25 protein-coding genes are annotated in these 24,254 nt (G+C 70.6%); 10 read left to right on the forward strand and 15 right to left on the reverse strand.

Annotated features, from left to right (window positions below):
* Window positions 1-10: 10 nt before the first annotated feature.
* Window positions 11-412 (reverse strand): hypothetical protein, encoded by a 402-nt coding sequence (locus M2283_RS23140; protein ID WP_280878259.1) that lies wholly within the window; start codon window positions 410-412, stop codon window positions 11-13.
* Between the two features lie 127 nt (window positions 413-539).
* On the opposite strand from M2283_RS23140, the gene M2283_RS23145 reads away from it, so the two are divergent.
* Window positions 540-1,175, forward strand: a complete 636-nt coding sequence (locus M2283_RS23145) for a uridine kinase (RefSeq protein ID WP_280878260.1) — start codon at window positions 540-542, stop codon at window positions 1,173-1,175.
* 256 nt (window positions 1,176-1,431) lie between these two features.
* Here the strand turns inward: M2283_RS23145 and M2283_RS23150 are convergent, their stop codons facing one another.
* A complete protein-coding gene (locus M2283_RS23150) occupies window positions 1,432-2,169 on the reverse strand; it encodes a SigE family RNA polymerase sigma factor (RefSeq protein ID WP_280878261.1) in 738 nt (245 codons plus the stop codon).
* Between the two features lie 244 nt (window positions 2,170-2,413).
* Here M2283_RS23150 and afsQ1 point away from each other — a divergent pair, with 244 nt between their 5' ends.
* The 5 genes from afsQ1 (at window position 2,414) to M2283_RS23175 (ending at window position 6,239) form a co-directional block, all read left to right on the forward strand.
* Complete coding sequence (gene afsQ1 / locus M2283_RS23155) at window positions 2,414-3,091, forward strand: two-component system response regulator AfsQ1 (RefSeq protein WP_280878262.1); 678 nt, start codon at window positions 2,414-2,416, stop codon at window positions 3,089-3,091.
* Window positions 3,088-4,680 (forward strand): HAMP domain-containing sensor histidine kinase, encoded by a 1,593-nt coding sequence (locus M2283_RS23160; protein WP_280878263.1) that lies wholly within the window; start codon window positions 3,088-3,090, stop codon window positions 4,678-4,680. Before afsQ1 ends, M2283_RS23160 begins: the two co-directional genes overlap by 4 nt.
* A complete protein-coding gene (locus tag M2283_RS23165) occupies window positions 4,677-5,309 on the forward strand; it encodes a hypothetical protein (protein ID WP_280878264.1) in 633 nt (210 codons plus the stop codon). Before M2283_RS23160 ends, M2283_RS23165 begins: the two co-directional genes overlap by 4 nt.
* 82 nt (window positions 5,310-5,391) lie before the next feature.
* Window positions 5,392-5,943 carry a VanZ family protein gene (locus tag M2283_RS23170; RefSeq protein ID WP_280878265.1) on the forward strand — a complete coding sequence of 184 codons (552 nt, stop codon included), beginning with the start codon at window positions 5,392-5,394 and terminating at the stop codon, window positions 5,941-5,943.
* A 92-nt stretch (window positions 5,944-6,035) separates the two neighbouring features.
* Window positions 6,036-6,239, forward strand: coding sequence for a PspC domain-containing protein (locus M2283_RS23175; protein ID WP_280878266.1), 204 nt, complete (start codon window positions 6,036-6,038; stop codon window positions 6,237-6,239).
* A gap of 74 nt (window positions 6,240-6,313) precedes the next feature.
* Here M2283_RS23175 and M2283_RS23180 read toward each other — a convergent pair whose 3' ends face one another.
* Window positions 6,314-6,673, reverse strand: coding sequence for an ATP-binding protein (locus M2283_RS23180; RefSeq protein WP_280878267.1), 360 nt, complete (start codon window positions 6,671-6,673; stop codon window positions 6,314-6,316).
* A 178-nt stretch (window positions 6,674-6,851) separates the two neighbouring features.
* Window positions 6,852-7,979: an adenosine deaminase gene (locus M2283_RS23185; protein ID WP_280878268.1), complete on the reverse strand. Its 1,128-nt coding sequence runs from the start codon at window positions 7,977-7,979 to the stop codon at window positions 6,852-6,854.
* 113 nt (window positions 7,980-8,092) lie between these two features.
* On the opposite strand from M2283_RS23185, the gene M2283_RS23190 reads away from it, so the two are divergent.
* Window positions 8,093-8,854 carry an alpha/beta hydrolase gene (locus tag M2283_RS23190; protein ID WP_280878269.1) on the forward strand — a complete coding sequence of 254 codons (762 nt, stop codon included), beginning with the start codon at window positions 8,093-8,095 and terminating at the stop codon, window positions 8,852-8,854.
* 3 nt (window positions 8,855-8,857) lie between these two features.
* On the opposite strand, the gene M2283_RS23195 is transcribed toward M2283_RS23190, so the two are convergent.
* Window positions 8,858-9,814, reverse strand: a complete 957-nt coding sequence (locus tag M2283_RS23195) for a LysR family transcriptional regulator (RefSeq protein ID WP_280878270.1) — start codon at window positions 9,812-9,814, stop codon at window positions 8,858-8,860.
* 63 nt (window positions 9,815-9,877) lie between these two features.
* Between M2283_RS23195 and M2283_RS23200 the strand changes: the two genes are divergently transcribed.
* Complete coding sequence (locus M2283_RS23200) at window positions 9,878-11,158, forward strand: MFS transporter (RefSeq protein ID WP_280878271.1); 1,281 nt, start codon at window positions 9,878-9,880, stop codon at window positions 11,156-11,158.
* A gap of 131 nt (window positions 11,159-11,289) precedes the next feature.
* Window positions 11,290-12,303 (forward strand): sigma-70 family RNA polymerase sigma factor, encoded by a 1,014-nt coding sequence (locus M2283_RS23205; RefSeq protein ID WP_280878272.1) that lies wholly within the window; start codon window positions 11,290-11,292, stop codon window positions 12,301-12,303.
* Here M2283_RS23205 and M2283_RS23210 read toward each other — a convergent pair.
* From M2283_RS23210 to M2283_RS23245, 8 genes are all read right to left on the reverse strand, one after another.
* Entirely contained in the window at window positions 12,187-12,573 is a 387-nt protein-coding gene (locus M2283_RS23210) for an STAS domain-containing protein (protein WP_280878716.1), read from the reverse strand. The two genes, M2283_RS23205 and M2283_RS23210, sit on opposite strands and share 117 nt — an antisense overlap.
* A 147-nt stretch (window positions 12,574-12,720) precedes the next feature.
* Complete coding sequence (locus M2283_RS23215; RefSeq protein ID WP_280878717.1) at window positions 12,721-13,998, reverse strand: thymidine phosphorylase; 1,278 nt, start codon at window positions 13,996-13,998, stop codon at window positions 12,721-12,723.
* Window positions 13,999-14,083: 85 nt separating this feature from the next.
* Entirely contained in the window at window positions 14,084-14,485 is a 402-nt protein-coding gene (locus M2283_RS23220) for a cytidine deaminase (RefSeq protein ID WP_280878273.1), read from the reverse strand.
* Window positions 14,482-15,768, reverse strand: coding sequence for an ABC transporter permease (locus M2283_RS23225; protein ID WP_280878274.1), 1,287 nt, complete (start codon window positions 15,766-15,768; stop codon window positions 14,482-14,484). Before M2283_RS23225 ends, M2283_RS23220 begins: the two co-directional genes overlap by 4 nt.
* Window positions 15,765-16,895 carry an ABC transporter permease gene (locus tag M2283_RS23230; RefSeq protein ID WP_280878275.1) on the reverse strand — a complete coding sequence of 377 codons (1,131 nt, stop codon included), beginning with the start codon at window positions 16,893-16,895 and terminating at the stop codon, window positions 15,765-15,767. The genes M2283_RS23225 and M2283_RS23230 overlap by 4 nt, the downstream gene beginning before the upstream one ends.
* A complete protein-coding gene (locus M2283_RS23235) occupies window positions 16,892-18,409 on the reverse strand; it encodes an ABC transporter ATP-binding protein (protein ID WP_280878276.1) in 1,518 nt (505 codons plus the stop codon). Before M2283_RS23235 ends, M2283_RS23230 begins: the two co-directional genes overlap by 4 nt.
* Window positions 18,410-18,641: 232 nt before the next feature.
* Window positions 18,642-19,700: a BMP family lipoprotein gene (locus tag M2283_RS23240; RefSeq protein WP_280878277.1), complete on the reverse strand. Its 1,059-nt coding sequence runs from the start codon at window positions 19,698-19,700 to the stop codon at window positions 18,642-18,644.
* Window positions 19,701-19,983: 283 nt separating this feature from the next.
* Window positions 19,984-21,207 (reverse strand): amidohydrolase, encoded by a 1,224-nt coding sequence (locus M2283_RS23245; protein ID WP_280878718.1) that lies wholly within the window; start codon window positions 21,205-21,207, stop codon window positions 19,984-19,986.
* A 340-nt stretch (window positions 21,208-21,547) separates the two neighbouring features.
* On the opposite strand from M2283_RS23245, the gene M2283_RS23250 reads away from it, so the two are divergent.
* Window positions 21,548-22,207 (forward strand): class I SAM-dependent DNA methyltransferase, encoded by a 660-nt coding sequence (locus M2283_RS23250; protein ID WP_280878278.1) that lies wholly within the window; start codon window positions 21,548-21,550, stop codon window positions 22,205-22,207.
* Between the two features lie 14 nt (window positions 22,208-22,221).
* Here M2283_RS23250 and M2283_RS23255 read toward each other — a convergent pair whose 3' ends face one another.
* Together M2283_RS23255 and M2283_RS23260 are read right to left on the reverse strand one after the other, a co-directional pair.
* Window positions 22,222-23,289, reverse strand: coding sequence for a hypothetical protein (locus M2283_RS23255; protein WP_280878279.1), 1,068 nt, complete (start codon window positions 23,287-23,289; stop codon window positions 22,222-22,224).
* 25 nt (window positions 23,290-23,314) lie between these two features.
* Window positions 23,315-24,250, reverse strand: coding sequence for an N-acetylneuraminate synthase family protein (locus tag M2283_RS23260; RefSeq protein ID WP_280878280.1), 936 nt, complete (start codon window positions 24,248-24,250; stop codon window positions 23,315-23,317).
* Window positions 24,251-24,254 lie beyond the last annotated feature (4 nt).

The following is a 24,254-nucleotide window of genomic DNA, read 5'->3' on the forward strand; positions in this document are numbered from 1 at the left end:
CGCGCGTACGTCAGCGCAGCAGCCCCGTGGCCTCCCCCACCACCGGGATGCTGCCGATCGACTGCGCCTGGGCCACCGGGCCGGTCAGGGCCTGCGTGGCCAGGGGCTTGAAGTCGGCGAGCTGGGTGCCGAGGCCGTTGTCGAGGGGGTCCACGCCGGTGCCCGCGAGGGGGTTGGGCTTGAGGTCAGCGACCGGTCCCGTGACGTAGCCGACCATGCCGGTGAGGGCCTGCGCGCCGGCCTGCGGGTCGATGTTGCCGAGGGACGTGGGGCGGGTGCGCACCACGTCCAGCACCGGCTCGGTGTCCGCGGCGGCGCTCGCGGCACCGGCGCCGAGCGCCACGCCTGCCGTCGCGAGGGCGACCAGGGCCCGCTGGGCGGTCGGATTCGGGGAGGACGTGCGTCGTGCCATCGCTGGTGCCACCTTCTGGTGCGCAGGGTAATCGTGTCGACACGAAGGGTAGTTGAGGTGTGATGCGCACTCCAAAGACGACCCGCGGGGTCGGCAGGGCGTACGGAATACGTCAAACTGGTGTCCCGTGAGCACCCATGTCCCACCCTCCGCCCGTGTCGTGCTGCTCTGTGGCCCCTCGGGCTCGGGCAAGTCCCTCGTCGCCGCCCGTTCCGGTCTGCCGGTGCTGCGCCTCGACGACTTCTACAAAGAGGGCGACGACCCGACGCTGCCGCAGGTGGCGGGGAGTTCCGACATCGACTGGGACGACCCGGAGTCCTGGGACGCGGACATCGCGGTCGCCGCGATAGCCGAGCTGTGCCGCACGGGCCGTACGAACGTCCCCGTGTACGACCTCTCGCTCAGTGCCCGCACCGGCGAGGAGGCCGTCGACGTCGGGCGTACCCCGCTCTTCGTCGCGGAGGGCATCTTCGCCGCCGAGATCGTGGGCCGTTGCCGTGAACTCGGTCTGCTGGCCGACGCGCTGTGCCTCAGCCGCGGCCCGATGCGCACCTTCCGCCGCCGCTTCCTGCGCGATCTGCGCGAGGGCCGCAAGTCGGTCCCGTTCCTGCTCCGCCGCGGCTGGCGCCTGATGCGCCAGGAACGCTCGATCGTCACCCGCCAGACCGCCCTGGGCGCCCACCCCTGCGACAAGGACGAGGCCCTGACCCGCCTCGCCGCGGTGGCGGTCGGCCGGCGTCCCGCGGCGTCACCGACGATCTGACCCCGAACACCAAGGCACCGACGACCCGGCGCACACGAAAAAGCGGGACTGGACGGACCCCCCGGCCCTCCAGTCCCGCTTCCCCGTTCCCCCGTGGTGCTTCCCCCGTTGGCCCCGTTGGTCCCCCGTGACCCCCGTTGGATCCCCGGTAACCGATCACCACCCCCCAGTGGTGCCCCCTCGGTTACCGCTCCCCCTACTTGCTTCCCCCGTGTTTTCCCCGGTCCCCCCGGTTTCCCCTTGCTTCCCCCAACCCTCAGGCCACGAGCTCGCCGAAGGCGTCTTCCTCGTCACGGCCGAAGCTGAGGACCTCGTCCTCGCGCAGCCGGCGGAGTGACCGCCAGATGCTGGACTTCACCGTGCCGACACTGATGTCGAGGATCTCCGCGATCTCCGGGTCGGTGCGGCCCTCGTAGTAACGAAGGACCAGCATCGTGCGCTGGAGTTCGGGGAGCCGGGCGAGCGCCTGCCACAGGACCGCGCGCAGTTCGGTGCCGCGCATCGCGTCCGTGTCGCCGGGCGTCTCCGGCAGTTCCTCGGTCGGGTATTCGTTCAGCTTGCGGCGGCGCCACGCGCTGATGTGCAGGTTGGTCATGGTGCGGCGGAGATAGCCCCCGACCGCGGCCTTGTCGCTGATCCGGTCCCACGCCCGGTAGGTCGAGAACAGTGCGCTCTGCAGCAGGTCCTCGGCCTCGAAGCGGTCGCCGGTCAGGTGGTAGGCGGTTGCGTACAGGGAGGCGCGGCGCTCCTGGACGTAGGCGGTGAACTCCGCCTCCGACAGCGAGCGGCGCTCCCCCGTGTCCTCCCTGTACGCGCTTCCCCCGTGTGCCTCCCCCGAGACACTGTCAACCACCGTCATGTACCCGGTGTGCTGACGCCCGGTGCCGCGAGCGCACCCCCGCCCGCTCACGGCACCGGACTTGTCGGAACTCCGGGTCACGTCGTGCAGTCGCGTGACCACTGCGCTGGTGCTGGTGCTGTGCAGCGTGTTCATCTCGCGCCCCCCGTCGTGGACTTCCGGTGTTCGGCCTGCTCAGGTGGTACTGCCTTGCGGCGTTTCCTTGCCTGTGCCGAGAAGCTTGCCCGGGCCACTTCATGGACGTGTCCGCCGACTGTCACAGACCTGTCACAGGGGTCCGGCTACGGAATCGCACAGCGTGGTCACAGAGAGCGGTACTAAGGGGCCGTACCTGTACAGGTGTCGAAACCCCGGCCGTGCATGGGCCAGAATGAGGCCCGTGCCTTCCCTGTTGCTGATCGAGGACGACGACGCCATCCGAACGGCCCTGGAGCTCTCACTGACGCGCCAGGGTCACCGCGTGGCCACAGCTGCCACCGGCGAGGACGGCCTGAAGCTGTTGCGCGAGCAGCGTCCGGACCTGATCGTGCTGGACGTGATGCTGCCCGGCATCGACGGGTTCGAGGTGTGCCGGCGCATCCGGCGCACGGACCAGCTGCCGATCATTCTGCTGACCGCGCGCTCCGACGACATCGACATCGTCGTCGGTCTGGAGTCCGGTGCCGACGACTATGTCGTCAAACCCGTGCAGGGGCGGGTCCTCGACGCCCGGATCCGCGCCGTACTGCGGCGCGGTGAGCGGGAGTCGAACGACGCGGCGACCTTCGGCAGCCTCGTCATCGACCGCGCGGCGATGACCGTGACGAAGAACGGCGAGGATCTCCAGCTCACCCCGACCGAGCTGCGGCTGCTGCTCGAACTGAGCCGGCGGCCCGGACAGGCGCTGTCCCGGCAGCAGTTGCTGCGCCTGGTGTGGGAGCACGACTACCTCGGTGACTCGCGGCTGGTCGACGCCTGTGTGCAGCGACTGCGCGCCAAGGTCGAGGACGTGCCGTCGTCCCCGACCCTGATCCGTACGGTCCGTGGTGTCGGCTACCGGCTGGACTCGCCTCAGTGACCGAAGCGCACGGGGGGATCCGCGGCTGGGCCGCGGATCGCAGGGGAGTGTGGTCACGGCTGCGGTTCACCAGTCTGCGGCTGCGCCTGGTCGTCGTGTTCGGCCTGGTGGCGCTGACCGCCGCCGTCTCCGCGTCCGGCATCGCCTACTGGCTCAACCGCGAGGCCGTGCTCACCCGTACCCAGGACGCGGTGCTGCGCGACTTCCAGCAGGAGATGCAGAACCGCGCGGGCTCGCTGCCGCCGGACCCCTCCCAGGACGAACTCCAGCACACCGCCGGGCAGATGTCGGGCAGCAGCCAGCGCTTCAGCGTGCTGCTGGTCGCGGAGGGCTCCGACGGCAAGGCCCTGTACGGCACTTCGGGCGCCCTGGACAGCTTCGCGCTGCGGGACGTGCCGACCTCGCTGCGCGCCGCGGTGAACAAGAGGCAGAAGGTCGACTCCGGCAACAAGTACCCGTACCACCTCTACTGGCAGCGGGTCGTGCAGAACGGCACGCCGTATCTGGTGGCCGGCACCAAGGTGATCGGCGGCGGCGCGACCGGCTACATGCTCAAGTCGCTTGAGCCGGAGGCCAAGGACCTCAACTCGCTGGCCTGGTCGCTGGGTATCGCCACCGGGCTCGCGCTGATCGGCTCCGCGCTGCTCGCGCAGGCCGCCGCGACGACCGTGCTCAAGCCGGTGCAGCGGCTGGGCGTGGCCGCCCGGCGGCTCGGCGAGGGCCGGCTCGACACCCGGCTGCGGGTGTCGGGGACCGATGAACTCGCCGATCTGTCACGGACGTTCAACCACGCCGCCGAGGCGCTGGAGAAACGGGTCGACGACATGGCCGCGCGGGACGAGGCGTCCCGCCGGTTCGTCGCGGACATGAGCCATGAACTGCGTACGCCCCTCACCGCGATCACCGCCGTCACCGAGATCCTGGAGGAGGAGCTGGAGGCGGAGTCCGGGTCGATGGACCCGATGATCGAGCCCGCCGTACGGCTCGTCGTCAGTGAGACGCGGCGGCTCAACGAACTGGTCGAGAACCTCATGGAGGTCACCCGCTTCGACGCGGGCACCGCCCGGCTGGTCCTGGACGACGTCGAGGTCGCCGACCAGATCACCGCGTGCCTGGACGCGCGCGCCTGGCTGGACGCGGTCGACCTGGACGCCGAGCGCGGCATCCACGCGCGGCTCGACCCGCGCCGCCTGGACGTCATCATGGCCAACCTCGTGGGCAACGCGCTCAAGCACGGCGGCTCCCCGGTGCGGGTCGCGGTGCGGGAGTCGGGGGCCAAGGCCACCGAGGACGGCGCGGGTGCCGAGGTCGTCATCGCGGTGCGCGACCACGGTCCCGGCATCCCCGAGGACGTCCTGCCGCACGTCTTCGACCGCTTCTACAAGGCGAGCGCCTCCCGCCCCCGTTCCGAGGGCAGCGGCCTGGGCCTGTCCATCGCCCTGGAGAACGCCCACATCCACGGCGGCGAGATCACCGCCGCCAACTCCCCCGACGGGGGTGCCGTGTTCACGCTGCGGCTGCCGCAGGACGTGTCGGCGCTGACGGAGGACCCCGAGCAGGCCGAGGGGAAGCAGGGGGAGCCCTCATGACCGTACGACCCACCACGGCACGCCCGTTCGGGGTGCGCGGGCTGCTGGCGCTGCCCGTGCTGGCCGCGCTGCTGACGGGGTGCGGGATCCGCTCGACGGAAGTCCCCACGGACTTCGGTGCGGCGCCCTCCCGGGTGCAGTGCTCGCTGGCCGAGCCGGACGTCTCGACGCAGACCACGCGCGGGCTGCCGGTACAGGTGTTCCTGCTGTGCGGCTCGTCGCTGGTCGCGGTGGACCGGACGGTACGGGTACCGGACGGCACCGCGGACTCGCAGCGGCGGGTGCTGGTGGCGCAGGGGCTGCTGGACGAGCTGGCCGCGACACCTTCGTCACCGGAGCGGGAGGCCGGATACACGACGGACGTGCGCGGCGCCATCGCCGTGGGCGGCCCGCGCGCCGGCGACCCGGAGGACACGCTGCGACTGAGCAACACGCCGGCCGACCTCACCTCCTTCGCGCTGGCCCAGATCGTGTGCACCTTCTCCGACTCCGCCGCGGCGGAGGGCGACGGCTCGGTCATCCTCGGCGGCCCGGGCCGCGACCCGCTGCGCCGCTACGAGTGCAATGACGAGGTCCGCTCCCGCCCGGGCTCGGAGAAGCCGCCCTCCGCAGAGGTGACGAGCGGCTGACGTACGGGTGTGGCGGAAGCCTCATCCAGGTACCTGGGGGTCACCCGGAACCGATCCCGCCGGGGGCCGCGTCTTGTGGGACGTGCAGCGTCAAGGCTTCGTCGGCAGCAGCGCCGAGATCCGTGTCCGTGTGGCAGGAGGTGTTCTCCTCGTCGCACATCTCGTGTTCGTCGCCTGGCTCACGCTGCGCCCGCTGGACGTCCCCTGGGTACAGCCCGCCAACCTGCGCCCGTTCGCCGGGATCCGCGCCGATCTGGCGCTGGGCGGGACCGAGGCGGCCCGCCGCATCGGCGAGGGGCTCGGGCTGCTCGCCCCGCTGGGCGTACTGATCCCGCTGGTGCACGGTCGGCTGAACGCCGCGCCCCTCTCCTCCCTGGTCCGCACGGTCACCGCGGGGGCTCTCATCTCGCTCGGCATCACGCTGCTGCAGACCGGGGTGCCCGGCCGCGTCGCGGACGTCGACACGCTGCTCCTCAACACGGTCGGCGTGGCCCTCGCGCATCTCGCGGTGGTCCCGGCCGGACGCGCCCGGCTCCGCCGCAGGGGTGAGCGCAGGCCTCCCGCGGCCGTCCTCCAGGAGGAAGCCGCTCAGGGTCGGACCCCGACGATTCCCAGGGTCGGCATCGCACCGTAGAGCGACGCCCGATCCGCGGGTTCTCCGTAGTGTTGAAGGCAGATGAGGCAGCCACGAACGGCCGCCCGACCGACGCTCACGAAGGAGCCCACATGTCCGCCATTGCCCGCCCCACCAACGGCCGCATGATCGGCGGAGTGTGCGCAGCGCTGGCGCGGCGCTTCGGCACCTCCGCGACCACGATGCGGGTGATCTTCGTGCTCTCCTGCCTGCTGCCGGGCCCGCAGTTCCTGCTCTACATCGCGCTGTGGATCCTGTTCCCCTCCGAGGAGAAGGCCGCCCGCACCGCCTGGTGACCACCTTCCGCGTACGCCGATGGGGCGCACCCCGTGTTCAAGGGGTGCGCCCCATCCGTGCGTCCGAGGGCGGTTCAGCCGAGCGGGATCCCGTTCAGCGGCAGGCCGTGCGTGGGCAGGCCGGTCTGGCCCACCGGGAGACCGCCGAGGAGACCGGCGACCGGCGCGGTCGGACCGTCGGCGAGCACCTTCTGGGCGGCCGGCTGCACGGCGGACAGACCCGACGCGAGCGCGGGCTGCGCCTGGCTCAGGGCCTCACCGGCACCCGGCAGCGCCTTGGCGACGTTCTCCGCGGGCAGCGTCTGGGTGACGGTGCCCAGCGCCTCGCTGGCGTCCGGCACCGCCGGGGCGGCGTTCGCGGCACCCGCGCCGGTGGCGGCGAAGGCGGCACCGAGGGCGGCGACACCGAGGGTCTTGGCAGCAGACTGCTTCATGAAATGCGTCCTCGAAATGGGGTTACGGGGATGTGAGCGGTCCATGACCGTAAACATGCGAAGGCGCCCGCCGCAAACATCGAAATGCGGACGGATTGTGAATACCCGTCCGCATTTCGGGAGCGCCGATACCCACCGGCCACCCCTTCTCGACACCATAACCCCAGGTGAAAGCGGCCTACTGGAACAGCCATTCGGACTTCAGCTCTGCATATCCGGGCTTCACCACGTCATTGATCATGGCCAGTCGTTCATCGAAAGGAATGAACGCTGATTTCATCGCATTGACGGAGAACCACTGCATGTCGTCGAGCGTATAACCGAACGCGTCGACAAGATGCTCGAATTCCCGGCTCATGCTGGTGCCGGACATCAGCCGGTTGTCGGTGTTCACGGTGGCCCGGAAGTGCAGCCGGCGCAGCAGCCCGATCGGGTGCTCGGCGTACGAGGCCGCGGCCCCGGTCTGCAGATTGGAGCTGGGGCACAGCTCCAGCGGGATCCGCTTGTCCCGCACGTACGCGGCGAGCCGCCCGAGTCGCACCGAGCCGTCGTCGGCGACCTCGATGTCGTCGATGATGCGCACCCCGTGCCCGAGCCGGTCGGCACCGCACCACTGCAGGGCCTGCCAGATGGACGGCAGCCCGAAGGCCTCGCCGGCATGGATGGTGAAGTGGTTGTTCTCGCGCTTGAGGTACTCGAAGGCGTCGAGGTGCCGGGTGGGCGGGAAGCCGGCCTCGGCGCCCGCGATGTCGAATCCGACAACACCGCCGCCCGGGAGGTCCCGGTAGCGGTTGGCGAGTTCGGCGATCTCCAGGGCGCGGGCGGCGTGCCGCATGGCGGTGAGCAGGGCGCCCACCCGGATGCGGTGACCGCTCTCCCGGGCCAGCTGCTCCCCTTCCCTGAAGCCCTCGTTGACCGCCTCGACGACCTCTTCGAGGCTCAGGCCGCCCTCCAGGTGCTGCTCGGGCGCGTACCTCACCTCGGCGTACACGACCCCGTCCTCGGCGAGATCCTCGGCGCACTCGCGGGCCACCCGCACCAGCGCGTCCCGGGTCTGCATCACGGCGACGGTGTGCGAGAAGGTCTCCAAGTACCGTTCCAGGGAACCGGAGTCGGCGGCCTCGCGGAACCAGAGGCCGAGCTTGTCGGGGTCGCTCTCGGGGAGACGGTCGTAGCCCGTCTCCCGGGCGATGTCGACGATGGTGCCCGGACGCAGGCCGCCGTCGAGGTGGTCGTGCAGCAGAACCTTCGGCGCCCGGCGGATCTGGTCCGGCGTCGGGATGTTCGCGGTGCTCTGGCTCGTCATTGCCGCACTCTACTTCCTACGCGCGTAGATCGCCCGCTGTACAACTCCGTCGATACGTAACGGTGACCGCGCGGACGGTTCGGGTGCACCGGCCCTTCTGACACTGTTCTGTCATGGCACACCAAGCGACGCCGGTTCGACAGGCCCGGCTGGGGAGGGCACTCGGCCCGGAGCCGACGACGGTGAGCGGTGTGGTGCTGCTGCTCCCCGGCGGCGACGAGGAGTCCGCCCGCAGACCGTCCCCCATGCTCGCCACCGGCTCCGTCCGCGCCCTCGGTCGCCGACTGGCCCGTGCGGGCCGTGACGACGGGCTGGCCGCGCACGTCGTCCACTACCGCTACCGCGGCTGGAACGGCAACGAGGCGCATCTCGCGGGCGACGCGTCGTGGGCGGCGGACGAGGTCGTACGACGTTACGGGGACGTGCCCGTCTGTCTGCTCGGCGTCGACATGGGCGGGCGCGCGGCGCTGCGGGCCGGTGGGCACGACGCGGTCAACTCCGTGCTGGCGATCGCGCCTTGGCTGCCGGAGGACGACGTGGCTGCTTCACCCGAACCGGTGAAGCAGTTGGTGGGGCGGCGGGTGCTGATCGTGCACGGCACGAACGACGAACGGACCGATCCCGAACTGTCGTTCCGGCTCGCCTCTCGGGCGAAGAAGGCGAATCGGGATGTGTGCCGGTTCGAAGTGCATGCGGACGGCCACGGGTTGCATCAGTACCGGGGGGAAGTGCACGCGCTGGCTTTGGACTTCGTGAGGGGGGCGTTGTTCGGGACGGCGTTCGCCCGGCCGTTGGAGGATGCGTTTGCGGCGCCGCCGCCTTTGGGGTTGCGGATGCCGTTGGCCGCGGGGTTCGGCAAGTCGTTGCGGAAGTGACGGTCAGGCCAGGAGGCTTCCCCTTCTCGACAGGAGGAACTTCTTGAAGGCGGCCACTGGGGGCGTGTCCGGATGGCCGTCCAGCCATGCCACGCCGATTTCCCTTGCCGCCCTTGGGGATGTGACCGTCAGTTCCACAACTCCCGGGCGGGGGAAGGCCGGTGGGGGCAGGAGAGCCACGCCCAGGCCCGCCGCCACCAGGCCCCGTAGCGTCTCCGCCTCCTCTCCCTCGAAGGCCACCCTCGGTTTGAAGCCTGCTTCCTTGCAGAGGTCGTCGGTGATTCGGCGCAGGCCGTAGCCGGGTTCGAGGGTGACGAAGGTTTCTTCGGCGGCTTCGGTGAGGCGGATGCGGCGGCGGGTGGCCAGGGGGTGGTCGGCGGGGACGACCAGGCGGAGTTTTTGTTCGTCCAGGCGGCGGGCGATCAGGTCGGGGGCGTCCGGGACCGGCGAGGTCAGGCAGAGGTCCAGTTCGCCTGCTCGGAGTTTTTCCAGCATCGCCTCGCCGTAGGTCTGGACGAGGGCGAAGCGGACCCGGGGGTGGTCGGCGCGGAAGGCTCGGATCAGGCCGGGGACCGTCTCGGAACCCATGGTGTGCAGGAAGCCGAAGGCGACCTTGCCGGTGGCCGGGTCGGCGTCGGCGCGGACCTCGTCGGCGGCCTTCTCGATCTCGGCGAGGGCGCGTTCGACGGAGGTGAGGAAGGTGCGGCCGGCGGGGGTGAGGGAGACCGTGCGGCCTCTGCGGGCGAACAGGTCCACGCCCAGGTCCTGTTCGAGCCGGACCATCGCCCGGGACAGCGTCGACTGCGGGACCCGCATGTCCTGCGCGGCCCGCGTGATGTGCTCGGTGCGGGCGACCCCCGCGAAGTGCGCCAGCCGCGGGGCGAGCAGCGCGACGATGTCCTTGTCTTCTGTGTCACCGGACGGTGACAGGTGAGGCCGTGACCTCTGCTGATGCGCCATAGGAACGATTATGACGATTCCATGCATTGGACGGATGAAGGAAGGGGTCCGTACGTTCGAGGCATGTCTCCCGCCAGTACCGGGGCGTCCACCGTCGTGGGCGCCACCCCGTCCGTCTCCCCCTCCGCAGCGGCCTCCGACTCCCGGCTGACCCCGGGCGGACCCGGCTACCGCCGGATGAGCTTCGCCCTCTTCCTCGCGGGCGTCGCGACCTTCGCGCTGCTGTACTCCACGCAGGCCCTGCTGCCGCTGATCTCCGGCGAGTTCGGGGTGGCGGCGAGCGACGCGAGTTGGACGGTGGCGGCGGCGACCGGTGGACTGGCGCTGTTCGTGCTGCCGATGAGCGCGCTGTCGGAGCGGTTCGGACGTCGTACGGTCATGACCGCCTCGCTGGTGGTCGCGGTGAGCATCGGGGTCCTGGTCCCGTTCGCGCCCTCGCTGGGCGTGCTGGTGGCGCTGCGGTTCCTCCAGGGTGCCGCGCTGGCCGGGCTGCCCGCCTCCGCGACGGCGTATCTCGCCGAGGAGGTCCGGCCCAAGGCGCTGGTCACGGCGATCGGGCTGTTCGTCGCGGGCAACAGTGTCGGCGGGATGAGCGGCCGGGTCATCACCGGGTGGGTCGCGCAGGAGTGGGGCTGGCGGGTGGCCGTCGGTGTCATCGGCGCGATCGCGGTGGCCTGTGCGGTGGCCTTCCGGCTGCTGCTGCCGGCGCCGACGCACTTCACGCCGGGCTCACTGCGACCCCGGGTGCTGGCCCGCACGGTCCGCGACCACCTGGCCGATCCGCTGCTGCGCCGGCTGTACGCGATCGGCGCCCTGTTCATGACCGTCTTCGGCGGTGTCTACACGGTGATCGGGTACCGCCTGACCGAGGCGCCCTTCTCGCTCCCGCAGGGCGTCATCGGCTCGATCTTCCTGGTGTACCTGGTCGGTACGGTGTCGGCGTCCACGGCGGGACGGCTGGTGGGCCGGCTGGGCCGCCGCGGGGCGCTCTATCTGGCGGCCGGTACGACGGCCTCCGGGCTGCTGCTCTCCCTGGCGCCGTCCCTCCCGCTGGTCCTGCTGGGCCTGGTGCTGATCACCGGCGGCTTCTTCGCGGGGCACGCGTGCGCCTCCTCGGCGGTCAGCAAGACGGCCACGACCGGCCGCGCCCAGGCCTCGGCGCTGTACCAGTCGGCGTACTACATCGGCTCCAGCGCGGGCAGCACGGTGGGCGCGCTCGCCTTCCACTCCGGCGGCTGGGCCGGGACGGTCGGCGTCGGACTGCTCGCGGTGGCCGGAGTTGTGACCATCACGCTCCTCGGGACCCGGGCGGCCCGGCTGGCGACACGCCCCGTGACCGCCTGACACCGGTCCCGCTCCCCACCTCTGACCTGCCCCTTTGTTCACTCCAGGGGCCATTGTCAGTGTCCTGCGGTAGCTTCCGAAGTGCTGGGCGCACACAAGCGCGACAGAAACACCACAGGGGTGGGTGGACGATGGACGGTACGGCGACGACGACGGACCTCGACGTCAGGCTGGAGAAGCACCGCACGGAGCTGACGGGGTACTGCTATCGCATGCTCGGCTCCTCCTTCGAGGCCGAGGACGCGGTGCAGGACACGATGGTCCGCGCCTGGCGCAGCTACGAGAGGTTCGAGGGCCGTTCCAGCCTGCGCTCCTGGCTCTACCGCATCGCGACGAACGTCTGCCTGGACATGCTGACGGCGGGCAACAAGCGCGCCCGCCCGATGGACCTGAGCGAATCCACCCCGCTCGCCCAGGCCGCGCTCTCCCCCCGCCCGGACAACACCTGGCTGGAGCCGATGCCCGACGCGCGCGTGCTGCCCACGCCCGAGGACCCGGCGGAGGCCGCGGTGGCCAAGGAGTCCGTCCGGCTGGCGTTCATGGCGGCCCTGCAGCAGCTGCCGGCCAAGCAGCGCGCGGTGCTCATCCTGCGCGAGGTGCTGGCCTGGCGGGCGAGCGAGGTCGCCGAGCTGCTCGACACGTCCGTCGCGTCGGTCAACAGCGCGCTGCAGCGGGCCCGGGCCACCCTTGCGGAGCGGGAGGACAAGGCGGCCGGCGCGGCCGTCTCCGACCCGCTGGACGAGGAGCAGCAGAAGCTCCTGGAGCGCTATGTGAAGGCGTTCGAGGGGTACGACATGACGGCGCTGACGGCGCTGCTGCACGAGGACGCGGTCATGACCATGCCGCCGTTCGACCTGTGGCTGACCGGACACGACGACATCACCGGCTTCATGACCACGCTGGGCGCCGCCTGCGAGGGCTCGCGCCTGATTCCGGTGCAGGTCAACGGGCTGCCGGGGTTCGCCCAGTACAAGCCGGACCCGGAGGCGGGCGGCTACAGCCCGTGGGCGGTCCAGGTGCTGGAGATCTCAGACGGCCGGCTCACCGGGTTCCACTTCTTCCTCGACACGAAGCGGTGGTTCCCGCTCTTCGACCTGCCCCTCCACCTCGAAGCGGAGCCCGACCAGACCGAGGAGGGCGTGTAGCGCCGGATCGGGCTCGCGCAGCCGGATCCGGCCCCCGGTCCGCCGGGCGGCCAGCTCAAGGCGTGCGAGCAGATCCACCGCCCCGAGCCCCGGCGGCCCGAGCCCGGCGACGTCCACCACGACGACGCCCGCCCCGGTGGCCTCCAGCCGCGCGCGTACGCCGTCGCACAGCTCCGCCACCTCGTCACGGGTGACGGGGCCGGGCAGTACGAGTACGGCGGGTGTCATGGCTTCCACGAGCGGTAGACCGGGCGGACGGACGGAACTCATCGCGGGCCGCGCGCTCACGGGGCGTGTCCACCGACCGCGGTCACCCGGACCCACCACACTCCTCCCCGGAAGGGGTGGGTGTATGTCCCACAGATCAGCGAAGGGGCCGGCCCCGAAGGACCGGCCCCTGATGTTCCCGGCCGAAGGTCAGGCGATCCGCTCCAGCACCACCGGCGACGCCGTGAAGGCCGTGCCCGGCGTCCCGATGTCGTAGGAGCCCAGCACCGCCTCCACCGCGTACTCGAAGCGCTCGGGGGTGTCCGTGTGGAGGGTCAGCAGGGGCTGGCCCTCGGTGACCTCGTCGCCCGGCTTGGCGTGCAGCTCCACGCCCGCGGCGGCCTGCACCGGGTCCTCCTTGCGGGCGCGCCCCGCGCCCAGGCGCCAGGCGGCGATGCCGATGTCGTAGGCGTCCAGGCGGGTCAGGACACCGGAGGTCGGGGCCTTGATGACGTGCTGTTCCTTCGACGTGGGCAGGGGCGCGTCCGGGTCGCCGCCCTGGGCCGCGATCATGCGGCGCCAGACGTCCATCGCCGAGCCGTCGGCCAGGGCCTTGGCCGGGTCCGCGTCCTTCACGCCGGCCGCGTCGAGCATCTCGCGGGCGAGGGCGAGGGTCAGCTCCACGACGTCCGCGGGGCCGCCGCCGGCCAGGACCTCGACCGACTCGCGGACCTCAAGGGCGTTGCCGGCGGTGAGGCCGAGCGGGGTGGCCATGTCCGTGAGGAGGGCGACCGTCTTCACGCCGTGGTCGGTGCCGAGGCCGACCATCGTCGACGCCAGTTCCCGCGCGTCCTCGATCGTCTTCATGAAGGCGCCCGTGCCCACCTTCACGTCCAGGACCAGGGAGCCCGTGCCCTCCGCGATCTTCTTCGACATGATCGAGGAGGCGATCAGCGGGATCGCCTCCACCGTGCCGGTGACGTCCCGCAGCGCGTACAGCTTCTTGTCGGCGGGGGCCAGGCCGTCGCCCGCCGCGCAGATCACCGCGCCGGTGGTGTCCAGGACGTGCAGCATCTCCTCGTTGGAGAGCAGGGCGCGCCAGCCGGGGATCGACTCCAGCTTGTCCAGGGTGCCGCCGGTGTGGCCGAGGCCCCGGCCCGACAACTGCGGGACGGCCGCGCCGCAGGCCGCCACCAGCGGGGCCAGCGGGAGGGTGATCTTGTCGCCGACGCCGCCCGTGGAGTGCTTGTCGGCCGTCGGGCGGGACAGCGCCGCGAAGTCCATGCGCTCGCCGGAGGCGATCATCGCGGCGGTCCAGCGGGCGATCTCGCGCCGGTTCATGCCGTTGAGCAGGATGGCCATCGCGAGCGCGGACATCTGCTCGTCGGCGACCTCCCCGCGGGTGTACGCGTCGATGACCCAGTCGATCTGTTCGTCGCTGAGCTCACCGCGGTCCCGCTTGGTGCGGATGACGGAGACGGCGTCCATGGCCATGGCTTGGTTCCTTCCGAGGGTTCCAGCAGCCGTGCGGCCCCCCTGAGCGATACGACAACTCAGCGGGGCCGCACGGGTGTTACTTGGTGAGATGGTCCGGGCCGAAGGCCTGCGGCAGCATCCCCGACAGCGGCAGGATCCCCGCCGGGGTCTCCAGCAGCAGGTCGGGGCCGCCGAACTCGTACAGCAGCTGGCGGCAGCGGCCGCACGGGACGAGGATCTCGCCCCGCCCGTCGACGCAGGTGAAGTGCGTCAGCCGGCCGCCGCCGGTGCGCTGCAGCTCCGAGACAAGACCGCACTCGGCGCACAGGCCAAGGCCGTACGAGGCGTTCTCGACGTTGCAGCCGGAGACCGTACGACCGTCGTCGACCAGCGCGGCGACGCCGACCGGGAAGCCCGAGTAGGGGGCGTACGCGTGGGACATGGCCTCGCGGGCCACCTCCCGCAGTCCGTCCCAGTCGACGTCCGACCGCGAGGTCACTTGCCCTGACCCTTGCGGTAGCGCATGCCGTCCGCCTTGGGCATCCGCAGGCGCTGCGCGGACAGCGACAGCACCAGCAGGGTGACGACGTACGGGGTGGCGCCCACGAAGTCGCTCGGGACCTCGTCGGTGAGCAGGTACCAGACCAGGACGAGGACGGCCACGACAGCGCTGATCGCGCCCTGCCACAGCGCCTTCTTGTACAGCTTCCAGCCGGCCAGCACCGCGAGCAGCACCACCAGGAGCAGCAGCAGCGCGTGGACGGTCTCGCCGCCGTTGCGCAGCTGGAGGGCGTCCGAGTAACCGAACAGGCCCGCGCCCATGGCCAGTCCACCGGGCCGCCAGTTGCCGAAGATCATCGCCGCGAGACCGATGTAACCGCGTCCGCCGGTCTGGTTCTCCAGGTACGTGTGCGAGGTGACCAGCGCGAGGAAGGCGCCGCCGAGACCGGCCAGGCCGCCGGAGACGGCGACGGCCGCGTACTTGTAGCGGTAGACGTTGACGCCGAGGGACTCCGCGGCGACCGGGTTCTCGCCGCAGGAGCGCAGCCGCAGACCGAACGCGGTACGCCACAGCAGCCACCAGCTGCCGACGAACAGCAGCGCGGCCAGCAGCGTCACCACGGACAGGTCGCTGACCAGGCCGCCGAGGATGCCGGCGAGGTCGGAGATCAGGAACCAGTGGTGCTTCTCGACGGAGCTCAGGGCGTCCGAGAGGCCGGGTACGTCGATGTTGGGCAGCGAGTCCACGGGCGGGGACTGCTTGGGGTTGCCGCCCGCGTCGGCCGCCTTGCCCTCCGAGAAGAAGATCTTGGCGAGGTACTGGGTGGCGCCGAGCGCGAGCAGGTTGACCGCGACACCGGAGACGATGTGGTCGACGCCGAAGGTGACGGTCGCGACGCCGTGCACCAGACCGCCGAGGACACCGAAGCCGATGCCGCACAGCAGGCCGAGCCAGGGGTTGGTCTGCCAGCCGATCCAGCCGGCGCCGAAGGTGCCGAGGATCATCATGCCTTCGAGGCCGATGTTGACCACGCCGGCCCGCTCCGACCACAGACCGGCGAGACCGGCCAGGCCGATCGGTACGGCCAGCGCCAGCGCGGCGCTGACCTGTCCCTCGGAGGTGAGCTGGTCGGCGCCGGTGATGACGCGGACCGCGGCGACGAGCAGCAGCGCGCCCGCGACGATCATGAGGATCTGGCCGAGCGACCGGCCGGATCGGGTGCGTCCGGTGTCCGCCTTGGGCGCCGCGGGGGGCGGCGTGTCGGTCATCGTGGCAGTCATCGCGCCACCTCCTGCTTCTCGGTCGGGGCGGCGGCCTGGGCGGCGAGTTCCGCGCCGACCCGCTGCTGCTGGCGCTTGAGGCCGTAGCGGCGCACGATCTCGTAGGCGATGACGACGCACAGGACGATGACGCCCTGGATCACGCCGAGGATCTCCTTGTCGTACCCCTCGAACTCAAGGTGGTTGGTGGTGCGCTCCAGGAAGCCCCACAGCAGCGCGCCCAGCGCGATGCCGACCGGGTGGTTGCGGCCGAGCAGCGCGATGGCGATACCGGTGAAGCCGATGCCGACCGGGAAGTCGTTGCTGAATTGGTGGCTGTCGTTGAGCAGGGTCGGCATGCCGATCAGACCGGCCACCGCGCCCGAGATCACCATGCTGGTGGCGACCATCTTCTTGACCGAGACACCGCTCGCGGCGGCCGCGCTCTCGGACTGGCCGACGGTGCGCAGGTCGAAGCCGAACCGGGTGCGGCCGAGCACGAACCAGTACGCGATGCCGACCAGGACGGCGATGACGATGAAGCCCCACAGCTCGCCCGCCGCGCCGGTGTCGATCTGGAAGAAGTACGAGGAGGTCGGCAGCGGCTTGGTGGAGACGACCGTGCCGCCGCTCTGCAGCTCGGCGAGCTTTCCGGGCTGGAGGAGGAATGCGATGATCGCGGTGGCGATCGAGTTCAGCATGATCGTCGAGATGACCTCGCTGACCCCGCGGGTCACCTTGAGGACGCCCGCGATGGCCGCCCACACGGCGCCGGTGCCCATGGCGCACAGGATGATCAGCGGGATGGAGATCCAGCCGGGCGTCGTCAGCGCGCCGCCGAGGACTGCGGCGAAGAACGCGGCGATGCGGTACTGGCCGTCGACGCCGATGTTGAACAGGTTCATCCGGAAGCCGATGGCCACCGAGACACCCGCCAGGTAGTACGTCGTCGCCTTGTTGAGGATGTAGACCTGGCTGTCGCTCGCGGAGCCGTAGGTCACCATGTCGCTGAAGGCGGCGCCCGGGTTCTTGCCGGTGGCGAGGATCACCAGGGCGGTGACGACGAGCGCGGCGACGATCGCGAGCAGCGGCGCCGCGATACCGAGGAGCAGCCGCTCCCTGTCGATGCGTTGGGTCAGCTTCTTCATCGGGCGTCGTCCTCTGTGTGCTCAGGACCGGTGGCCGCTGTGTGCTCCAGGTGACCGGTGGCCGCACCCGTCATGGCGGAGCCCAGCTCCTCGGGGGTGATGGTGGCGGGGTCGGCGTCGGCGACCAGACGGCCGCGGTACATCACCCGCAGGGTGTCGGAGAGGCCGATGAGCTCGTCCAGGTCGGCCGAGATCAGCAGCACGGCCAGGCCCTCGCGGCGGGCCTCGCGGATGTGGTCCCAGATCGCGGCCTGCGCGCCGACGTCCACACCGCGGGTGGGGTGGGCGGCGATGAGCAGCTTGGGCGAGTGGCTCATCTCGCGGCCGACGATCAGCTTCTGCTGGTTGCCGCCGGACAGCGAGGCGGCCGTCACGTCGATGCCGGGGGTGCGGACATCGTACGCCTCGATGATGCGTCCGGTGTCGGCGCGGGCGCCCTTGATGTCGAGCAACTGGCCGTGGGAGTTGGGCCGTTCGGTGACGTGGCCGAGGATGCGGTTCTCCCACAGCGGGGCTTCCAGGAGGAGGCCGTGGCGGTGGCGGTCCTCGGGGATGTACCCGATGCCGGCCTCGCGGCGGTGGCGGGTGGGAGCGTGCGAGATGTCGGTGTCGCCGAGGGTGATGACACCGGCCTCCGGGTCGCGGATGCCCATGATCGCCTCGACCAGTTCGGACTGGCCGTTGCCCTCCACGCCGGCGATGCCGAGGACCTCGCCCTGGTGGATGGTGAAGGAGATCGCGTCGAGGATGATGCGCTCGACGCCGTCGAGGTCGGTCTGGCTCAGGTGGAGCTTGTCGACCGTCAGCAGCGGGACGTCGGTGACCGTCGACTCCTCGGTCTCCGGCGTGGGCAGTTCGCTGCCGACCATCAGCTCGGCGAGCTGCTTGGGCGTGGTGCCGGCCGGCTCGACCGTGCCGACGGTGGTGCCGCGGCGGATGACGGTGATCTCGTCGGCCACGGACAGCACTTCGCCCAGCTTGTGGGAGATGAAGATGACGGTGAGGCCCTCGGCCTTGAGCTCGCGCAGGTTGTGGAAGAGGGCCTCGACCTCCTGCGGCACCAGGACGGCGGTGGGCTCGTCGAGGATGAGGGTCTTGGCGCCGCGGTAGAGGACCTTGAGGATCTCCACGCGCTGGCGGTCTGCGACCCCGAGCTCTTCGAGCAGGACGTCGGGCCGCACGTTCAGGCCGTACGCGTCGGAGATCTCCGTGATCTTCGTACGGGCCTTGGCGCCGATGCCGTACAGCTTCTCCGCGCCCAGGACCACGTTCTCCAGGACGGTGAGGTTGTCGGCGAGCATGAAGTGCTGGTGCACCATGCCGATACCGCGGGCGATGGCGTCGGCCGGGTTGTTGAAGGTGACCGTCTCGCCGCCCACCGTGATGGTGCCCTCGTCCGGCTGCTGCATGCCGTAGAGGATCTTCATCAGGGTGGACTTGCCGGCACCGTTCTCGCCGCACAGGGCGTGCACGGTGCCTGTGCGGACGGTGATGTCGATGTCCTTGTTGGCCACGACACCGGGGAATCGCTTGGTGATGCCGCGCAGTTCGACGGCAGCGGGAGGGCTGGACGCGTTGATGGCGCACTCTCCTGAAGGGAAAGGGGCTGCGTAGGGGAGGGCAGGCGTCGGCGACGCTAGCGCGGCAACTCCGTGCTACACGCGTAGAGTTGACACATTGTTATGGCTCGGCGAGGGGGTTGGCGTACGCCCCTCACCGAGCCGTGGTCCGGCGGGAACCGTCAGGTCAGGTGGTGGTCTTGACCTTGACGGAGCCGTCGACGATCTTCGCCTTCGCGGCGTCCAGCTGGGTCTTGATGTCGTCGATGAAGCCACCGCTGGTGGCCAGGCCGACACCGCCCTTGGCAAGGGAGTAGATCTGGTTGCCGGTCAGCGGCTTGCCGTCGTGCACGGACTTGACGAAGTCGTACACGCCGACGTCGACGTTCTTGACCATCGAGGTCAGGATCGAGCCCTTGTACTTCGACAGACCCGGGATGTTGTACTGGTCGGAGTCCACGCCGATGGCCCAGGCACCCTTGACGGCGGAGACGGCCTCGATCGAGCCGTTGCCGGAGGAGCCGGCCGCGGCGTAGATCACGTCGGCGCCGTTGTCGAGCTGACCGGACGCGGCCTCCTTGCCCTTGTCGGGGCTGGCGAAGCCGGACAGGTCGGAGCCGTGGGTCAGGTACTGGACGTCGACCTTGACCTTGGAGTTGGTGTCCTTGACGCCCTGGACGTAGCCCGCCGCGAACTTCTTGATCAGCGGGGTGTCCACACCGCCGATGAAGCCGACGTGGTCCTTCTTGGTCTTCAGCGCCGCGGCGACACCGGCCAGGTAGGAGCCCTGCTCCTCGGTGAAGGTGATGCTGTCGACGTTCTTCGCCGTCGCGACCGAGTCGATGAGGCCGAAGCTGACCTTCGGGTACTTGGCGGCGACCTTGTCGACCGAGGTGGCGTAGGAGAAGCCGACGGCCACGATCGGGTTGTAGCCGGCGTCCGCCAGGTCGGTCAGGCGCTGCTCGCGGTCGGCCTCCGTGTCGGAGCTCTTGGCGGTCAGCTCCTTGATGGAACCGCTGAACTCCTTCTCGGCCTTGTCGGCGCCGCGGGCGGCGGAGTCGTTGAAGGAACGGTCACCACGGCCGCCGACGTCATAAGCGAGGCCGATCTTGATGCCCTTGCCGCCGCCGGAGGAGGCGGACGACGAGGTGTCACTGTCGGAGGACGTACTGCCACAGGCTGTGGCAGTCAGTGCGAGAGCTGCGGAAGCGGCGACCGCAGCGGAAAGCTTGGCTACCCGGCGCACGGGAAGGCTCCTTCACCTGACCTGAGCGCCATATCGGCGCTGGATGTGAGCACCATGCCAGTGCTCAGGCCTGCACGCCCAGGCGGCGTCGGCTTCGCGGCATCGTAACGCGCGTAGATGTCAGAAAAAGACCTCTTCCAAAGCCGTTATCGATTCGAGGCAAACGGCGTCTGAACTCGGGCTCTTGCTGCCTCACACCCGCCGGTTTCGAACTGCGCACGATTGGCTTACAACCGTGTTGCGCCGGACGGCGCAACGGCCCCCGCGGGGGCCGTTGCCCTTCTCACGGCTGCGTCGCGTCCAGCAGTGCGGCGGCGGTGAACATCTCCACGCCCACGGTGATCGCGGACTCGTCGGCGTCGAAGTCGCCCTGGTGCAGATCGCGTACGGTCCGCTCGCCGGGAGTGCGGACGCCGAGCCGGGCCATGGCGCCGGGCACGTGCTCCAGGTACCAGGAGAAGTCCTCGCCGCCCAGGCTCTGCTCGGTGCTCTCGACGGCCTCGGCGCCCCGGCGGACGGTCATGGCCTCGCGCAGCAGATCGGTGACGACCGGGTCGTTGACGACCGGCGGGACACCGCGGACGTAGGTGATCTCCGACTTGGCCCGGTGCAGGTTGGCGATCTCGTCGATGGCGGCGACCACGATGTCGGGCGCCTGCCGCCAGGTCTCCAGGTCCAGGCAGCGCACGGTGCCGGAGAGCTCGGCGTGCTGCGGGATGACGTTCGGGGCGTGCCCGGTCTCGATCCGGCCCCAGGTGACCGCGAGTCCGCTGCGGCTGTCCACGCGCCGGCCGACCAGGGCGGGCACGTCGGTGGCGACCCGGGCGGCGGCGGTGACCAGGTCGGTGGTCAGGTGCGGGCGGGCGGTGTGCCCGCCGGGGCCGTCGAGGGAGACCTCCAGGCGGTCGCAGGCGGAGGTGATGGCCCCGTGCCGCAGCCCGATCCGCCCGGCGTCCACCCGGGGGTCGCAGTGCACGGCGACGATCCGCCCCACACCCTCCAGAACCCCGCACTCGATGGCGTCGGCGGCACCGCCGGGCAGTACCTCCTCGGCGGGCTGGAACAGCAGCCGCACGGGCCGCGGCAGCAGGCCCTGCTCGTGCAGCTCGGCGAGGACGAGGCCGGCGCCGAGCACCACGGTGGTGTGGACGTCGTGACCGCAGGCGTGCGCCCGGTCCGGCACGGTGGAGCGATACGCGCACTCACTCTTCGTGTCCGGGATCGGCAGCGCATCGATGTCGGCCCGCAGGGCGAGCATGGGCCGCTCGCCGTCCCACTCGCCGATGTCACAGATGAGCCCGGTCCCGATGGCGAGCACCCGCGGCTTCAGCCCGGCCTGCTCAAGCCGGGCCTTGATCGCCGCGGTGGTGCGGAACTCCTGGTTGCCCAGCTCGGGGTGCATGTGCAAGTCGCGGCGGAAGGCCACGAGTTCGGCACGCAGGGCGGCGGACAGCGCGCCGGGAAGCACGGCTTCCCCGGGCAGATCGGCCTCGGACTCCAGTGACATAAGTTGCTTCACCCTCTGAAGGGTAGGACGCCGGAGGGACCAACTGACCCTCGATCAACAAAAGTTCAACCCGATAGGGGAAGAAAATCTGGTCGCCCGACGCGTATGTATCGGTTCGGATGGGTAAACTCGCCCGCTTTTCGGTCGGGCGGATCATGAGATCCACGGAGAGTCACTCCCTCCACGGATACCACGCTCGACACGCACCCGGCGGTTCTGTTCACCTGTCGGGACCGCACTGTCGCACAACCGTGGCGACAGGCTCCGCCGGGAGAACGGGAAGCGCCGGCCGGATGAACCGGCGGACGGGTGGGTGCGGGCCGCACTAGGGTGCGGGCACGTGAGCCCCGAAACTGCGGATTTCCTGCACACCACCCGGACCTCGTACGACACGATCGCCGACGCCTACACCGAGCGGTTCTCGGACTGGCTGGGCATCCACACCCTGGACAGAGCCCTGATCACCGGCTTCGCGGAGCTGGTGGGAGAGGCGGGCGGCGGGCCGGTGGCCGACATAGGCAGCGGACCGGGCCATGTCACCGCCCGGCTGCAGCGGCTCGGCATCCCCGTCTTCGGCGTGGACCTCTCGCCGCGCATGGTGGAGCTGGCCCGCCGGGCCCACCCCGACGTGCGCTTCCACGTGGGGTCGATGACCTCGCTGGACCTGCCGTCCGGGACCCTGGGCGGGATCGTCGCCCTCTACTCAATCATCCACGTCCCCGACGACCGGCTGCCGACGGTCCTCACCGAGTTCCACCGGCTGCTGGCGCCCGGCGGTCATGTCCTGCTCGGCTTCCAGAGCGGCGACGACGACGGCCGGCTGCACCTCGCCGAGCGCTTCGGACACGGGATCTCGCTCGACTACTACTGGCGCACCCCGGACGCGGTGACCGAGCAGCTCGTCAAGGCGGACCTGCGCCCGGTCGCCCGGGTGGTCCGGGAGCCGCAGGACACCGAGACCCGGCCGCGCGCGTTCCTGGTGGCCCGCAAGGACGGCTGAGCCGAGCCTCCGGGTCAGGCCACCACCGTCACCGACGACAGCCGGGTGACGTCCTTCGCCGTCCCCGTGACGCCCGACAGGAAGCCCTGGGCGCGCGGGGAGGCCTTGTCCGTGAGCCAGCCGGGGTCGATGTCGCAGACGGCGACACGGACCTCGGTGCCGGCCAGGGCCAGCGGCAGGGTGTGGACGACCGTCGAGGGGAAGCTGAGGATGGTGCGGCCGATCGGGCCGCGGCGGGCGATCAGCTCCAGCGGGAGGTCGGGGCGGACGATCTCCAGGCCCGTCTCGGCGGCCAGCCGGTGGAGCTTCTCGGTGCTCTCGCGGCGGTGCGCGAAGTAGCGGGTGGCGCCGTGGGCCTTGGCGAGGTTCTGCACGGCCTCCAGATAGCGGTCGCCGTCCACCACGCCGGTCTCCACCAGCGAGGTGCCGACCATGTCGGCGCCCTTGGTGATGCGGGGCGGACCGAAGCGGGCGCGGGTCCAGGAGAAGTCGTTGGCGGTGACCGTCACGCCGGCCGGCGTCTCGTCCATCGGCATGGAGGAGAACACCTCGACCCGTCTCTTCCCGCTCGGGGTGAGGCGGTGGCGGGCCCGGGAGGACACCGGGGCGAAGAGCAGGTCCCGCGCGCCGGGGCGGCCCCCCTTGCGGTGCCAGCGCACCAGGCGCTCGCCGCGGGCCAGTTGGGCGACGAACTCCATGGTCGCGGTGCCGTCGTCGACGACGACGAGGTCGCGGGCCTTGGTGATGGTCAGCAGCAGTTGTACGTAGCGGGAGAAGGGGTCGCCCAGGACGACCCGGGGTGCCCGCCGGAGCAGGCCGCTGAGGCCGCCGATCGTCTGGAAGGGTGCCGCCGGGCCGCCCCGGGCCTCCTCCCAGCGGACCTGGTGACCCTCCTCGCGGGCCAGCTCGGCCATCCGGCGCAGCTGACCGCGGGTCATCGGGTCGGTCGGGGACAACACGACGAGGGTGAGCTCCGCGCCGGGCGCATGGGCGTGCGCCCACTCCAGCACGTTCAGGAGCTGTACCGGGCTCTCGACGAACGCGAGAGTGGGGTGGCCGGCGGATCCGGCGCGGAGACTCATCGACGTATGACCGTCCCTGTGTGGATCAGACCGAAACCGGCTCGCCCGCGGCGGCGGCGATCTCCGCCTCGGCGACGACACCCGGAACGCGGCGCAGCTTCTTCATCGGGCCGAGCTCCGAGTCGTAGACCTTCTTGACGCCGTCACCGAGCGAGGCCTCGATGGTACGGATGTCACGCACGAGGCGCTGCAGGCCCTGCGGTTCGACCGAGGCGGCCTGGTCCGAACCCCACATCGCGCGGTCCAGGGTGATGTGACGCTCGACGAAGGTGGCGCCGAGGGCGACCGCGGCGAGGGTGGTCTGCAGGCCCGTCTCGTGACCGGAGTAGCCGATCGGGACGTTCGGGTACTCGGCCTGCAGGGTGTTGATGACGCGGAGGTTGAGCTCCTCGGCCTGCGCGGGGTAGGTCGAAGTGGCGTGGCACATCAGGATGTTGTCCGAGCCGAGGACCTCGACCGCGTGGCGGATCTGCTTCGGGGTGGACATGCCGGTGGAGAGGATGACCGTGCGGCCGGTGGCGCGCAGGGCGCGCAGCAGCTCGTCGTCGGTCAGCGAGGCGGAGGCCACCTTGTGGGCCGGGACGTCGAACTTCTCCAGGAAGGCGACGGCCTCGGTGTCCCACGGGGAGGCGAACCAGTCGATGTTCTTGCTCTTGGCGTACTCGTCGATCTGGCGGTACTCGTCCTCGCCGAACTCCACACGGTGGCGGTAGTCGATGTAGGTCATCCGGCCCCAGGGGGTGTCGCGCTCGATGTCCCACTGGTCGCGCGGGGTGCAGATCTCCGGGGTGCGCTTCTGGAACTTGACCGCGTCGCAGCCGGCTTCGGCGGCGGCGTCGATCAGCTTGAACGCGTTCTCCAGCTCACCGTTGTGGTTGATGCCGATCTCGCCGACGACGTAGACCGGGTGACCGGGGCCGGCGGTCTTCGAACCGAAGGTACGCAGACGGAAGTTGCTCATGGCG

The organism is Streptomyces pseudovenezuelae (assembly GCF_029892565.1).
Classification (GTDB): Bacteria; Actinomycetota; Actinomycetes; order Streptomycetales; family Streptomycetaceae; genus Streptomyces; species Streptomyces pseudovenezuelae_A.